Source organism: Rhodococcus sp. RD6.2, from assembly GCF_001040705.1.
In the GTDB taxonomy this organism is placed as follows: domain Bacteria; phylum Actinomycetota; class Actinomycetes; order Mycobacteriales; family Mycobacteriaceae; genus Rhodococcus_G.
In genome coordinates this window covers 105,667-119,177 of sequence record NZ_CVQP01000006.1, presented here as the reverse complement: position 1 = coordinate 119,177, position 13,511 = coordinate 105,667, and the positions used below count along the sequence as shown (strand labels likewise).

The window sequence follows — 13,511 nt, the reverse complement described above, 5'->3', positions numbered from 1 at the left end:
CCTGCGTCGTCTCCCCGTCGCCCGAGCCGGGACGAGTCAGCCGAACCCACTTCAGGCCACCGGCGTGCCGGCCGGCTGACTCCCCCAACTGCCGGCTACTTCCGCAGACGAGCGTGCAGCCGGGCCGACTGCCTTGTCAGGTGCTCGCGCTCGGCGAGGCTGGTCGCCTTCGCGGCCGCCTCGGAGTAGAGCACCGCTGCAGCTGCGAGATCCCCGTCCTGCTCGTGCAGGTATGCCGCCACCGCTGCATGACGGGGCAGCGACTCGTCCAGTTCCTCGAGGGCCGCGAGTCCCGCCCGCGGCCCGTACGCCTCCCCGACCGCGACGGCGCGGTTGAGCCGGGCAACGGGACTGTCGGTGAGCCGCACGAGTTCGTCGTACCACTCGACGATCTGCGCCCAGTCGGTCTCGTCGACGCTGGGGGCGTCGGCGTGCAGTGCCGCTATGGCGGCCTGCGCCTGGAACTCACCGAGCCGATCGCGGACGAGCGCCGACTGCACGACCGCGACTCCCTCGACGATCGCCTCGGTGTCCCACCGGCTGCGGTCCTGCTCTGCGAGGGGGATCAGGCTGCCGTTCAGGGTAATTCGTGCGTTTCGCCTCGCGTGGTGGAGCAGCATGAGTGCAAGCAGCCCCGCCACCTCCGGATGGTCGATCACGGATGCGAGCTGACGGGTCAAGCGGATCGCCTCGGCCGCGAGATCGACTTCGCCGGAGTAGCCCTCGTTGAAGACCAGGTAGAGCACACGCAGCACCGTGGCGACGTCGCCGGGCCGGTCGAATCGCACGCCCGAGACCGTCCGCTTGGCGCGACTGATCCGCTGCGCCATCGTCGCCTCAGGAACCAGATATGCCTGCGCGATCTGGCGGGTCGTCAGGCCACCGACCGCGCGCAGCGTCAACGCGACAGCGGACGACGATGTCAGCGACGGGTGCGCGCACAGGAAGTAGAGTGCGAGCGTGTCGTCCACCGTCGACACCGGGCCGGGCGCAGGCTCAACCTCTACGACGTCCTCGCGCCTGCGCCGGGCCGTGTCCGTGCGAGTGGCGTCCAGAAATCGACGCCAGGCCACACTGACCAACCAGCCCTTCGGGTCGCGCGGCGGGTCCGTGGGCCACACGCGGATCGCATCGACCAGCGCATCCTGCACGGCATCCTCGGCCGCCGCGAAGTCTGCTCCACGTCGGACGAGGATCCCGAGAACCTGTGGCGTGAGATTCCGAAGCAGGACCTCGTCCACCGGAAACGTCACTCCGTGACGGTCGGCGGTGCGGTCAGGAAGGGCCGCACTTCCAGCCACTCGTGAATCGGCTTCCCGCCTGCACCCGGCGCTGCGGACAGTTCCCCGGCGAGTTCGACGGCTCGCTCGCGACTGTCGACGTCGATCACCATCCACCCGGCGATCAGGTCCTTCGTCTCGGCGAACGGGCCGTCGGTCACCGGAGGCCGGCCCTCGCCGTCGTACCGGACCCACATCCCCTCGGCGGCAAGGGCCTGACCGTCGACGAACTCGCCGGACTCCTCGAGCCGAGCCGCGAAATCGTTCATGTACTGCATGTGGTCCGAAATCTCCTCCGGAGTCCACCGGTCCATCGGCACGTCGTTGACCGCTGCAGGTGCGCCGCGGTAATGCTTGAGCAACAGGTACTTCGCCATGACGATTCTCCTCGATGCCGGTGCGACCCATTCTGGTCGCCTTCACACCGGGGACGGAGCCGCGGACCGATTCTCGACACCGCCGTGTCGACCACTGTGCCGGGAACGTGACAGGGCCGGGACACTGTTCGTGTCCCGGCCCTGTCGCGAACGCCTCTACTGCCCCGGATCGACCCGCGTGACGATCGTGGTCTGCGTCAACTGGATTCGCAGCCGCTGCCGCAGACTGTCGGGCGCGTGCTCGCCGCCGCACTTGCGCGCCAGCAGCGACTTGACCTTCGCCTCGATGCCGTACGCCTCGAAGCAGGAGCCGCAGTCCTCCATGTGCTGCTTCAGACGTGCCCTGGTGCGCTCGTCACACTCGTTGTCGAGCATCAGCCACACATCGGCGATGACGGCGGAGCAGTCGAGCTGCTCGAATTCGTTCTGCTCGCTCACCGGGACGCCTCCTGGTCCGGTCCGGCGGTGGCAGCGGCCTTCTCCGCGGCACCACGGTTGAATCCACGTTCACGCGCCACATCGGCGAGCAGGCCCCGCAGTTGCTTGCGGCCGCGGTGCAGTCGCGACATCACGGTGCCGATAGGCGTGCCCATGATGTCGGCGATCTCCTTGTAGGGAAAACCCTCGACGTCCGCGTAGTAGACGGCCATCCGGAACTCCTCCGGCAACTGCTGGAGCGCGTTCTTGATGTCGTCGTCGGGCAGTGCGTCCAGCGCCTCCACCTCGGCGGACCGCAAACCCTGTGAGGTGTGCTCGGCGGTCGCCGCCAACTGCCAGTCGGTGATCTCGTCCGTCGGGTACTGCGCAGGTTGACGCTGCTTCTTGCGGTACGAGTTGATGTAGGTGTTCGTCAGGATGCGGTACAGCCAGGCCTTGAGATTGGTGCCCGCCTTGAAGGACCGGAACGCCGAATACGCCTTGATGTACGTCTCCTGCACCAGATCCTCGGCGTCGGCCGGGTTCCGCGTCATACGCAGCGCCGCGCCGTACAGCTGGTCGAGCAGCGGCAACGCGTCGCGCTCGAAACGCTCCGTCAGCTGGGCCTCGGACTCCTCGGCCGCGGGCGCGGCATCAGCCGGTCCGCTGTCGTGGGGTTCGCTCGGGTCGTGGGGCACGGTGATCCCTTCGCTCTGGTCGGAAATCCAGGCTACCGCCACCCCGCCTCCGACACCGCGACCCGCACCCCCACTCGCGGGACGCTCCAGGCACTGCACCGACACCGGCGACTCCTCTCGACACGGACCAATGCACGGTGCAACGCTCCCCCTGCGACGCCTGTTCCCGCCCGACCTAGTGTGTTGGGTCATGGCAGGCTCCGCGACACCCGCAACCCAGGCTTTGACCAAGGCGAAGGTTCCGCACCGGGTTCACAGCTACGACCACGATCCGAGCAGCGCCTCGTACGGCACCGAGGCGGTCGACGCGCTCGCTGCGACGCTCGGACTCGACGCCGCGCAGATCTTCAAGACGCTGGTGATCAAGACCGCCGACGGCAAGCTCGCGGTCGCGGTGCTGCCGGTTCCGGAGAAGCTCTCACTGAAGGCCGCCGCGGCGGCGCTCGGGTCCGGCAAAGCGGTGATGGCGGACGAGGTCGAGGCGCAGCGGTCCACGGGCTATGTGCTCGGAGGCATCTCCCCGCTCGGACAGCGTAAGAAGTTGCCGACGGTGATCGACGCGTCGGCGACCAACTGGAATCGGGTGCTGTGCAGCGCGGGGCGTCGCGGCCTGGAGATCGACCTGGACCCGAACGACCTGGTCCGACTGACCGGCGCCGTTCTCGCTCCGATCACCGCAGGCTGACTCGTCGGAATACCCACCGAACCCAGATCGTTGCCACTGACAACAATCTGCCTGCGTACGAAAGCGAGCTTGTCGTGACCGTTCCACTGTCCATCCTCGACCTGGCACAGATCGGCGCGAGCGAAAGCTCCCGGGACAGCCTCCTCGCCAGCACGCAGATGGCCCAGGCCGCGGAACGTCAGGGCTACAGCCGGATCTGGTACGCCGAGCACCACAACATGCCCGCGATCGCGTCGTCCGCGACCAGCGTCCTCATCGCACACATCGCCGCGAACACCGAGACCATCCGTCTCGGCTCCGGCGGCGTCATGCTGCCCAACCACTCCCCGCTGACCATCGCCGAGCAGTTCGGCACCCTCGCCGAGCTGCACCCGGGCCGCATCGATCTGGGGCTGGGCCGCGCGCCCGGAAGCGACCAGCAGACGATGCGCGCGCTGCGTCGCGACCCGTCGTCCGCCGATTCCTTCCCGCAGGACGTCCTCGAACTGCAGGGCTACCTGACCGGCCCGTCCCGCATCCCCGGCGTCGAAGCGACGCCCGGCAAGGGCACCGATGTGCCGCTGTACATCCTCGGGTCGTCACTGTTCGGTGCGAAGCTCGCGGCGATGCTCGGCCTGCCCTACGCGTTCGCCTCGCATTTCGCGCCCAACGCCCTCGACGACGCCATCGCGATCTACCGCCGCGAATTCCGGCCGTCCGCGCAACTGGCCGAGCCGTACGTGATGGCGGCCGTCAACGTCATCGCCGCCGACACCGAGGACGAGGCGCAGCGCCTCTTCACCGCGACGAAACGGCACCGAGTCGCGCTGTTCGTCGGCCGCGGCCGCACCTTCACTCCCGAAGAGACCGACATGGTCCTCGAATCGCCTGCCGGCCAGCAGGTACTGCAGATGCTCAAGTACACCGCCGTCGGCACGCCCCGGCAGGTCCGCGACTACCTCGACGCGTTCACCGAGCAGACCGGCGCCGACGAACTGATCGTCGCGTCGTCCGCCGTCGAGCGGCCCGCGTGGCTGCGCTCCCTCGAACTGGTCGCCGAGGTCAGCAACCTGACCGCCCTCGCCGGCTGACCCAACCTCCCCGCCCCACACCGCCCGCCCGCACTTACTCCTGAATGGCCCACCCATTCAGGCTGACCGAATGAATGGGCCATTCAGGAAGTAAGGCGGCGGAAGAACAGCGGCGGGTCGGTCGGAGCGGGTCGCCGGTCAGAGCAGGCTGATCTGGTCCCCGACGGCCGAACCGGGCGGCGCCGCGGGCGCGACGAGGTCGGGGCCGTCGTTCCGGACGCTGTTCACACGGTCGGAGACGGTGCGGATCTCGATTCCCGCGGCAACGGACTCGGACACGCCTGCGGCAAGCAGGCTCGCGGGGACGTCGGCGTCCGGGTCGAGCCAGCGGTCCCAGTTGTCGGGGGTCAGGATCAGCGGCATTCGGTCGTGCACCGGCTGGAGGTCGCCGACGGAGTCGGTGGTAAGGATCGTGCAGCTGAGCAGTGGTGGCGCGTCGCCGGGCCGGGTGCCGGGCGGATGCCACACCGACCACAGTCCCGCCATGAACAGGGTGGACCCGTCCGTCGCCGTCATGAAGTGAGGCACCTTCACGGCCTTGCCCGCGGCCGCCGGTTCGGTGGTCCACTCGTACCAGCCGTCCATGGGCACCAGTGCGCGCTTGGTCTTGACGGCAGCCCGGAAGGCGGGCTTGTCGGCGGCGGTGTCGGCACGCGCGTTGAACAGTGGAGCGGACCGGACCGGGGCACCGTCGTCACCGGCCTTCGCCCAGGCCGGGACGAGTCCCCACCGCATCCGCCTGATCCGCCGGGTGGGTGAGGCGTCGGGGTGCTCTCGGTCGTGGCGCGCGACGACGGCGAGCACGGGGTCGGTCGGCGCGACGTTGTACCGCTCCGTCGGTTGCGGCGGCGCGGAGCCGGTCTCGTCGAGTGCGTCGATGTCCACGGCGAGGAGCGCCGGGTCGACGGTGGTCGCATATCTCCCGCACATGCACCCATTCTGGCCTGCCGGTCCGACATGCGTCGCGGCCGCCGCACGGGTACCCCACCCGATACGGGAAGATGGTGGTCGTGAGTCTGTGGAGAGCGCCTCTGGCCGAATCGCCCGTACATGCGACGGTGACCCTGCCCGGGTCGAAGTCGATCACCAACCGGGCCCTGATCCTTGCCGCGCTCGCGTCGGGTCCCTCGACGATCACGGGGGCGCTGCGCAGCCGCGACACCGACCTGATGATCGACGGATTGCGGGCCCTCGGTGTGACGATCAGTGAGGCCGAGTCCCCCACCACGCTGCGCGTCACCCCCGGGTCGCTGCACTCGGCGACCGTCGACTGCGGACTCGCGGGCACCGTCATGCGGTTCCTGCCGTCCGTCGCGGCCCTGGCGGACGGTCCGGTCGCGTTCGACGGTGACGAGCAGGCACGCACCAGGCCGCTCGCGACGATCCTCGACGCACTTCGGGGCCTCGGCGCGGACATCGACGGCACGGGGCTTCCGTTCACCGTGGCCGGCCGCAGCGGAATGCGCGGCGGGACCGTCACGATCGACGCGTCCGGGTCGTCCCAGTTCGTCTCCGGCCTGCTGCTCTCGGCCGCCCGCTTCGACGACGGCGTCACGGTCCGTCACGCCGGCGGTTCGCTGCCGTCCATGCCCCACATCGACATGACGGTCGCAATGTTGCGCGACGCGGGTGTCACGGTCCTGACGCCCGGCGACAGCGGCGATGCCGACACGTGGAAGGTGTTGCCGGGGAACGTCACTCCGGTCGACTGGGTGATCGAGCCGGACCTGTCGAACGCGACGCCGTTCCTGGCGGCGGCCGCGGTCACCGGCGGCACCGTTTCCGTGCCGCTGTGGCCCGCGTCGACGACGCAGCCGGGCGACGCATTCCGCGGCATCCTCACGGACATGGGAGCAACTGTCTCCCTGGAGGATTCACTGCTCACGGTGACCGGCCCCGACCGCCTGCGCGGAATCGACGTCGACCTCCACGACATCGGTGAACTCACCCCGACGGTCGCGGCGTTGGCGGCGCTCGCGGACGGGCCGTCGGTTCTCCGCGGCATCGCCCATCTACGGGGCCACGAGACCGACCGTCTCGCGGCGCTTGCCACCGAGATCAACGGCCTCGGCGGATCGGTGACGGAAACGGTGGACGGGCTGCGGATCGAGCCCCGTCCGCTGCACGGTGGCCGATGGCTCTCGTACGCGGACCACCGCATGGCAACAGCGGGCGCGATCGTCGGGCTCGTCGTCGACGACGTCGACGTGGACGACGTCGGCACGACCGCGAAGACGTTGCCGGGCTTCGAGAACATGTGGACCACGATGCTGGCGTCGACGGTGACGTCCCAGCCCGCCGAGCCGGGGGCGCGGCCCTGAGCCCGCGGCAGTACGACGAGTCGGACGTAAGGATCCGTCCGGGCAAAGGGTCGCGCCCGCGGACGAAGAACCGGCCGGACCACGCCCACGCCGAGGAGGCGATGGTGGTGTCGGTCGACCGGGGGCGCTGGGGCTGCGTACTCGGCGGCGACCCCGACCGGCCGGTCGTCACCATGCGGGCCCGCGAGCTCGGTCGCACGCCCATCGTGGTCGGCGACCGCGTCGGCGTCGTGGGGGACGTGTCGGGACGGGTCGACACGCTCGCCCGCATCGTGCGCGTGGAGGACCGGACGACAGTCCTGCGGCGCACCGCGGACGACACCGACCCTTTCGAACGGATCGTTGTCGCGAACGCGTCACAGCTGCTGATCGTGGTCGCGCTCGCAGATCCACCGCCGCGGACCGGGTTCGTCGAGCGGGCGCTGGTCGCCGCGTACGTCGGCGGTCTCGAGCCGATCCTGTGCCTGACGAAGGGCGATCTCGCGGACCATCAGGAGTTCGCCGCCGCCTTCGCCGACCTCGATGTCCCGGTCGTCCTGGCGGGCACGTCCGAGCCGATCGACGCTCTGCGCCGCATCCTGGCCGGAAAGGTGACGGCACTCATCGGCCACTCCGGCGTAGGCAAGTCGACTCTCGTCAATCGCCTTGTCCCCGAAGCAGATCGAGCAACCGGCGTGGTGTCCGGAGTCGGAAAGGGCAGGCACACCTCGACCCAGTCCGTGGCGCTTCCGCTGCCCGCACCCGACGACGCATCGCCGGACGACCCGCGTGGCTGGGTCGTCGACACCCCGGGCATCCGGTCGTTCGGGCTCGCGCACATCTCCCCCGACGACGTGATGGGCGCCTTCACCGATCTTGCGGCAGCCATCGAGGACTGTCCGCGCGGATGCACCCACCTCGGTCCCCCGGCCGATCCGGAGTGCGCACTCGACCAGCTCGAGGGGCAGGCCGCGCGCCGGGCGGGCGCGGTTCGACAACTCCTGGTCGCGTTGTCGTCGAACGAAGCGTGGTGACACGCCCGCGTCACGGTTGAGACTCGATACTGTGACCGTCGACACGTTTTCGCGATCGCATCGTTTACGCTGTACGAGCTCAATCTGATTCGAATCAGCTCACGAAAGTCACGACAGAAAAGCGGCCCCTCGGTCGCCCGGTCACGACGCAAGGAGTTCAGATGAGTGTGGAGCAGATCCTCGGTGCGGGCTCGTCCATCTTCGGTGATGTCAAGTCCATCCTGGCAACCCTGATGGACCTCGGTTCGTCCATCGCCGGTTCCTGACCTGGGTTGACGTTGGGCCCTGCCGTCGGCGGGGCCCAACGTCCACGCCCTGCGGCACTCAGGACGTGCGGAACAACAGTGTGCGCCAGCCGCGACGCGTCCTCGTCGCGCGGATCCCGGCAGCGAGTAACAAGATCGACACTTTTGTATCTCTTCGTCTACGGGTTCAGCTCGAGCGTCGACCTGGCATCGAACGCCGTCGGCTCCGAGGACGATTACTGATCAACTCATGCGTGCGGCGGCTCCCCACCCTGCCCGGGCGGGGAGCCGCCGCTCGCATGGGGAGCCGGTCAACATTCCTGCGACGGCCTTGAGGCTGCCGCCGACGACAACAACCGGACTCAATCACATTGGCAGGTACCCGAATCAGCGACGGCGTGAACGAGACCGAATCGCCTGTGAATCGCGAAATCTGTGCATATGATCGAGCGCGCTCGGGAGACCGCAGCGTCCACAATTGAAGGGATTCACAGATGAACCATGGTTTGGGATCGGGAGCATTCGGACTGGTGAACCAGATCGGAGGCGTGATCTACGGCGCCTTCGACCTGGCCGGCGAGGTTGTGGAGCTCGGCTTGGACACGGCCCGGATGGGGCTCGGAGCCCTGAACGGCTCATAGGTCCGCAGCACCGGCACCAGAACCCGCTCCGCGGGGCCGAACGGCTGCTGATCGACCGACGACAAGCGGCGGCCCCCACCCTGACCGGACGGGGAGCCGCCGCTTGCCGATCTACCACGCGCCGTGCGGGCGGATGAGCTTCTGTCGGATGCCATATGAGCCTTGGGCCAGCCGACTCGGTAGCGCTCGACGACGAGCATTCCCCTGGGAATGGTGCGGGCATTTCGATGGGACACGAGAACCTCGGGTTGGGATGTGAACCTTCGACAAATCACATCCCAACCCGAGGTTGTCTTCAGTTCAAGCCGACATGCCTGCTACCAGCGTCCCGGTACCTAGCGGGCGAGCAGCTTGCGCAGACCCTTGCGCTTCTTCGACTCCCGGATCGCGGTCTGTAAGCCGCGAGCCCGACCGGTCGCCGGATCGATGCTGAGGACTGCCTCCTGGCCGGCCCACTTGTGCTCGGACGCCGTCTCCGGTGCATCGTCGACCGTGTCGCGCAGGTACTTGTTCGGCAACGACAGCTTGGCGATGGTGCGCCACGACTTTCCGTACTGCACGAGGAACGGACCGGTGGTGTACGGCAGGTCGTACTTGTCGCACAGCTCCCGCACCCGCACCGCGATCTCGGCGTACCGGTTCGACGGCAGGTCCGGGAAGATGTGGTGCTCGATCTGGTAGCTGAGGTTGCCGGTCATGAAGTCCATGACCTTGCCGCCGGAGATGTTCGCGCTGCCGAGCATCTGCCGCAGGTACCACTGGGCTTGCGTCTCGGTGTCGACGTCGGCCTTCGTGAACTTCTCGGCACCGTCCGGGAAGTGTCCGCAGAAGATGACCGCATTGGTCCACACGTTCCGGATGACGTTGGCGGTGAAGTTCGCCGACATCGTGGACTTCCACGCCTTACCGGTGAGCGCCGGGAACACGACGTAGTCCTTGAGGAGCTGCTTGCCCACCTTGTCGCCGACCTCACGCAGCTTGCGCTTGGTGTCCTCACGGTCGTCGCGACCCTTCGCCACCTTGCCGAGCTCGACGTGCTGCGCGGCGATGCCGAACTCGAAGAACAGTGCGAGCAGGGTGTTGTAGACGAGATTGCCCGCGTTGAACGGCTTCCACCGCTGGTCGCGGGTGACGCGCAGCAGGCCGTATCCCACGTCGTCGTCCATGCCGAGGATGTTGGTGTACTTGTGGTGCAGATAGTTGTGGGTCTGCTTCCAGTGCGCGGAAGGCCCGACCACGTCCCACTCCCAGCTCGCGGAGTGCACTTCGGGATCGTTCATCCAGTCCCACTGCCCGTGCATCACGTTGTGCCCGAGCTCCATGTTCTCGATGATCTTCGCGACCCCGAGCATGCCCGCACCGAGCAGCCAGAGCGGGCGCTTGCGGCTACCGAAGAGGACCGCGCGGCCGCCGACCTCGAGGGACCGCTGCAGCCGGATCGTGTTGCGTAGGTACTTGGCGTCGCGTTCGCCCCGAGACGCTTCGATGTCCCGGCGAATCGCATCCAACTCTCGACCGAGGGCCTCGACATCGGCCTCGGTGAGGTGCGCGTACTCCTTGACGTCCGAAATAGCCATCGTTCTCCCGGTGCAGAACTTCCATTGACCGGGCTACCCTACCGTAAGTTACGGCCCCGTAGGTTACGGAGATTGTGCTGTGATTCGAATCACAGCACCCCCGGCGTCAGCGGTTCCGCAAGGACCGCAGAGCCGACCGGAGCCCGACCCGACCGCCCGACACCGAATCGGCGGTGCCCGCAGCCGCGACGCCCTGCCCGATCCGCGAGAGCACCCGGAACTTGCGCTCCGAGGACGTCTCGGGCGCATCGTCCGACGTCGCCTTCAGGAAGCGATCGGGCAGCGACAGCTTCATCACCGTCCGCATCGACAGCAGGTACTGCCGGCTGAGCGGGCCCGTCGTGTACGGCAGGTCGTACTTGTCGCACAGTGCCCGCACGCGCAGCGACACCTCCCGCAACCGGTTGCTGGGCAGGTCCGGGAACAGGTGGTGCTCGATCTGGTAACTGAGATTGCCGCTCATGAAGTCCATGACGCGGCCACCGGAGATGTTCGCGCTGCCGAGCATCTGCCGCAGGTACCACTGCGCCTTCGTCTCGCTCTCGTGCTCCTCGACGGTGAACTTCTCCGCGCCGTCGGGGAAGTGCCCGCAGAAGATCACCGCGTGCGCCCACACGTTCCGGATCACGTTCGCCGCCACATTCGCGGTCAACGTCGAGCGCCACGCCGGACCGGTGAGTGCGGGGAAGAGCACGAAGTCCTTGACGACCTGCCGTGTCGCCTTGCGCACGAACTCACGACGGAGGTAGTCGATATCCGTTGCACCGCGGGCACGTTCGGCCTTCTGGGTGACCTTCCAGTCGTGCAGCGCGATGCCCCACTCGAACGTGGTGGCGAGCAGGATGTTCGCGAACGGCTGGGCAAGGTTGATCGGACGCCACGGAATGTCCCGTGTGATCCGGATGATGCCGAACTGGACGTCCTCGTCCATCCCGACGACGTTCGTGTACGTGTGGTGCGAATAGTTGTGCGCACGCTTCCACTGCGACGACGGACCCGTCTGATCCCACTCCCAGGTGGTCGAGTGGATCTCCGGGTCGTTCATCCAGTCCCACTGCCCGTGCACGATGTTGTGCCCGAGCTCCATGTTCTCGACGATCTTCGCGACGGCGAGCATTCCGGTTCCCGCCAACCACGCGGGACGGTAGCGGCTACCGAACAGCAACGCCCGCCCACCGATCTCCAGTGCGCGTTGCAGGCGGATCACGTTGTGGATGTACCGGGCGTCGGACTGACCCCGGGACTCCTCGACGTCCCGGCGGATCCTGTCCAGTTCCCGCCCGAGTTCGTCGATGTCGGAGTCGGTGAGGTGTGCGAATTCAGTGATGTCCGTGATGGCCATCGGGGCCTTCCGTCGAGATGTGATCGTCAGTCACCGTCGGAGGCACCGCGGCTCGTGAATCAAGGGTAGAGGACGTTTCGGCCGGGCGTGGCGGGGCGGGACCCCGAACGCCTGCACCCAGCTACAGGTCGATCGTGCAGTCCCCCGCCGCCACCGAGATGCACGTCTGCACACGCTCACCCTCACCGTGCTCGCGGCCCGACCGCAGGTCCCGCACGTGTCCCGACACGAGAGGCGCCACGCACGTCTGGCAGATACCCATGCGGCACCCGAACGGCATCTGCACCCCGAGGTTCTCGCCGGCTTCGAGCACCGTCGTCGCGCCGTCCAGTTCTACCGACCGCCCCGACTTCGCAAACGTGACGGTGCCGCCCTGCCCGGACATATCGGCACGGGAGATCGTGAATCGCTCGGTGTGCAGCTGATCGACGAGGCCCTCTTCGGACCACTTCTTCTCGACCTCGTCGAGCATCTCGATCGGGCCGCAGGCCCAGGTCTGCCGCTCACGCCAGTCCGGGAAGAGTTCGTCGAGGTCGGCGAGCTTGAACCGGCCACCACTGCGGGTGTGCTGGACGTGCGACACGAAATCCGGGTGGGCGTCGTGCAGCGCGAGCAGCTCGTCGCCGAACATGACGTCCTGCTCGGTAGGAGCGGAGTGCACGTGCACGACGTCGGGCAGGGTGCCGCGTCGCACCATCGAGCGGAGCATCGCCATCACGGGAGTGATGCCACTGCCCGCGGTGAGGAACAGGATCTTCGCCGGCGGGGGCTCCGGCAGCGAGAAGTTGCCCTGCGGCGCCGCGAGCCGGACCACGGTTCCGGCGGGAACACCGTTGATGAGGTGGCTCGACAGCCGGCCTTCCGGCATCGCCTTGACCGCGATGGTGATCAGCTTGCGGTCACGGCTCGGTGGCGACGTGAGCGAGTACGACCGCCAGTGGAACCGCCCGTCGACGAGGATGCCGATGCCGATGTACTGACCGGGCTGGTAGTCGAAGTTGAAGCCCCATCCGGGCTTGATGACGAGCGTCGCCGAGTCCGAGGTCTCCGTGCGGACCTCGACGACCTTGCCGCGCAGCTCTCGCGCGGACCACAGCGGATTCGCCAGGTGCAGGAAGTCGTCCGGCAACAGTGGAGTGGTCACCCGGGTCACCGCCCCGCGCAGCATGTTGACACTCGGCCGTCGCGGTGCCGACACGTCCGCTGCCGGCGCCTCGAGCCACTTCCTCACACCCATCGAAATCCCGTCCAATCGCTGAAGCTACGGGCCCGTAGGTTACCCGCAGACCGCGCATACTGTCACGCAGTCCCTGCGAGGGTCAGAGCAGGTCGAGCAGAAACGGCAGTTCCTGGGTCGCGTACCAGGCCAGTTCGTGATCCTCCGCGTCACCGAGAACGAACTCGGCGTCGGCGTCGCCGAGATCGGCGGCATCCACGATCCCGACCGCTCGCTCGATCGCCGACTCCGCCTCCGACAGGTCGACGTGCACCGACGCCACCGACGACAACGCGAGAGGCGCTCCCAACCGCACGACAGCGTCGTCCAGATCCGACCGCACCTTCACCTCGTCGACGTCGGCGGCGATCACCGCACGCCGAAAGCGCACCTGCGCGGTCGCGCCCGGCTCGACGTCGCCAACCTCGCCCGCGAGCAGACGCAGCGAGGCGCGCGCCGCCTCGCTCATCGCGACTTCGGCGAGTTCCTCGTCGTCGCCGGACGCATACGCCTCCCGCAACGCGGGAGTCACCGCGAACGCGGTCCGGCTCACCGGGTCCAACTCCTCCTCGGCGACCAGCCGCTGAAGCATCGCGATCGTCGCGGGCACGTAGACCCTCATGTACTCC

At 67.8% G+C, this 13,511-nt stretch carries 14 protein-coding genes; 5 read left to right on the top strand and 9 right to left on the bottom strand.

Annotated features, from left to right (window positions below; all coding sequences use genetic code 11):
- Positions 1-95 precede the first annotated feature (95 nt).
- The 4 genes from RHCRD62_RS10715 to RHCRD62_RS10700 all read right to left on the bottom strand — a co-directional run bounded on the left by RHCRD62_RS10715 (position 96) and on the right by RHCRD62_RS10700 (position 2,877).
- The gene (locus tag RHCRD62_RS10715) at positions 96-1,241 is read right to left on the bottom strand and encodes an RNA polymerase sigma factor (protein ID WP_084734251.1); all 1,146 of its coding nucleotides are present in this window, start codon (positions 1,239-1,241) and stop codon (positions 96-98) included.
- A gap of 8 nt (positions 1,242-1,249) precedes the next feature.
- Positions 1,250-1,657, bottom strand: coding sequence for a YciI family protein (locus RHCRD62_RS10710; RefSeq protein WP_050064707.1), 408 nt, complete (start codon positions 1,655-1,657; stop codon positions 1,250-1,252).
- 156 nt (positions 1,658-1,813) lie between these two features.
- Entirely contained in the window at positions 1,814-2,095 is a 282-nt protein-coding gene (gene rsrA, locus RHCRD62_RS10705; protein WP_050064706.1) for a mycothiol system anti-sigma-R factor, read from the bottom strand.
- Positions 2,092-2,877, bottom strand: a complete 786-nt coding sequence (locus RHCRD62_RS10700; protein WP_137874404.1) for a sigma-70 family RNA polymerase sigma factor — start codon at positions 2,875-2,877, stop codon at positions 2,092-2,094. The genes rsrA and RHCRD62_RS10700 overlap by 4 nt, the downstream gene beginning before the upstream one ends.
- A gap of 85 nt (positions 2,878-2,962) precedes the next feature.
- On the opposite strand from RHCRD62_RS10700, the gene ybaK reads away from it, so the two are divergent.
- Together ybaK and RHCRD62_RS10690 are read left to right on the top strand one after the other, a co-directional pair.
- Positions 2,963-3,457, top strand: coding sequence for a Cys-tRNA(Pro) deacylase (ybaK, locus tag RHCRD62_RS10695; RefSeq protein ID WP_050064705.1), 495 nt, complete (start codon positions 2,963-2,965; stop codon positions 3,455-3,457).
- Between the two features lie 74 nt (positions 3,458-3,531).
- Complete coding sequence (locus RHCRD62_RS10690; RefSeq protein WP_050064704.1) at positions 3,532-4,527, top strand: LLM class flavin-dependent oxidoreductase; 996 nt, start codon at positions 3,532-3,534, stop codon at positions 4,525-4,527.
- 138 nt (positions 4,528-4,665) lie between these two features.
- On the opposite strand, the gene RHCRD62_RS10685 is transcribed toward RHCRD62_RS10690, so the two are convergent.
- Complete coding sequence (locus RHCRD62_RS10685) at positions 4,666-5,457, bottom strand: SOS response-associated peptidase (RefSeq protein ID WP_050064703.1); 792 nt, start codon at positions 5,455-5,457, stop codon at positions 4,666-4,668.
- Between the two features lie 71 nt (positions 5,458-5,528).
- Here RHCRD62_RS10685 and aroA point away from each other — a divergent pair, with 71 nt between their 5' ends.
- The 3 genes from aroA to RHCRD62_RS25795 all read left to right on the top strand — a co-directional run bounded on the left by aroA (position 5,529) and on the right by RHCRD62_RS25795 (position 8,747).
- A complete protein-coding gene (gene aroA, locus RHCRD62_RS10680; RefSeq protein WP_050064702.1) occupies positions 5,529-6,848 on the top strand; it encodes a 3-phosphoshikimate 1-carboxyvinyltransferase in 1,320 nt (439 codons plus the stop codon).
- A complete protein-coding gene (rsgA, locus tag RHCRD62_RS10675) occupies positions 6,785-7,861 on the top strand; it encodes a ribosome small subunit-dependent GTPase A (RefSeq protein WP_253277281.1) in 1,077 nt (358 codons plus the stop codon). Before aroA ends, rsgA begins: the two co-directional genes overlap by 64 nt.
- A gap of 739 nt (positions 7,862-8,600) precedes the next feature.
- Positions 8,601-8,747 (top strand): hypothetical protein, encoded by a 147-nt coding sequence (locus RHCRD62_RS25795; protein WP_157050876.1) that lies wholly within the window; start codon positions 8,601-8,603, stop codon positions 8,745-8,747.
- 335 nt (positions 8,748-9,082) lie between these two features.
- On the opposite strand, the gene RHCRD62_RS10670 is transcribed toward RHCRD62_RS25795, so the two are convergent.
- From RHCRD62_RS10670 to RHCRD62_RS10655, 4 genes are all read right to left on the bottom strand, one after another.
- Positions 9,083-10,324, bottom strand: a complete 1,242-nt coding sequence (locus tag RHCRD62_RS10670; protein WP_050064701.1) for a fatty acid desaturase family protein — start codon at positions 10,322-10,324, stop codon at positions 9,083-9,085.
- Between the two features lie 106 nt (positions 10,325-10,430).
- Positions 10,431-11,666 (bottom strand): fatty acid desaturase family protein, encoded by a 1,236-nt coding sequence (locus RHCRD62_RS10665; protein WP_050064700.1) that lies wholly within the window; start codon positions 11,664-11,666, stop codon positions 10,431-10,433.
- Between the two features lie 121 nt (positions 11,667-11,787).
- Complete coding sequence (locus RHCRD62_RS10660; protein WP_050064699.1) at positions 11,788-12,903, bottom strand: ferredoxin reductase; 1,116 nt, start codon at positions 12,901-12,903, stop codon at positions 11,788-11,790.
- Between the two features lie 82 nt (positions 12,904-12,985).
- Positions 12,986-13,504 (bottom strand): DUF6912 family protein, encoded by a 519-nt coding sequence (locus RHCRD62_RS10655; RefSeq protein ID WP_050064698.1) that lies wholly within the window; start codon positions 13,502-13,504, stop codon positions 12,986-12,988.
- Positions 13,505-13,511 lie beyond the last annotated feature (7 nt).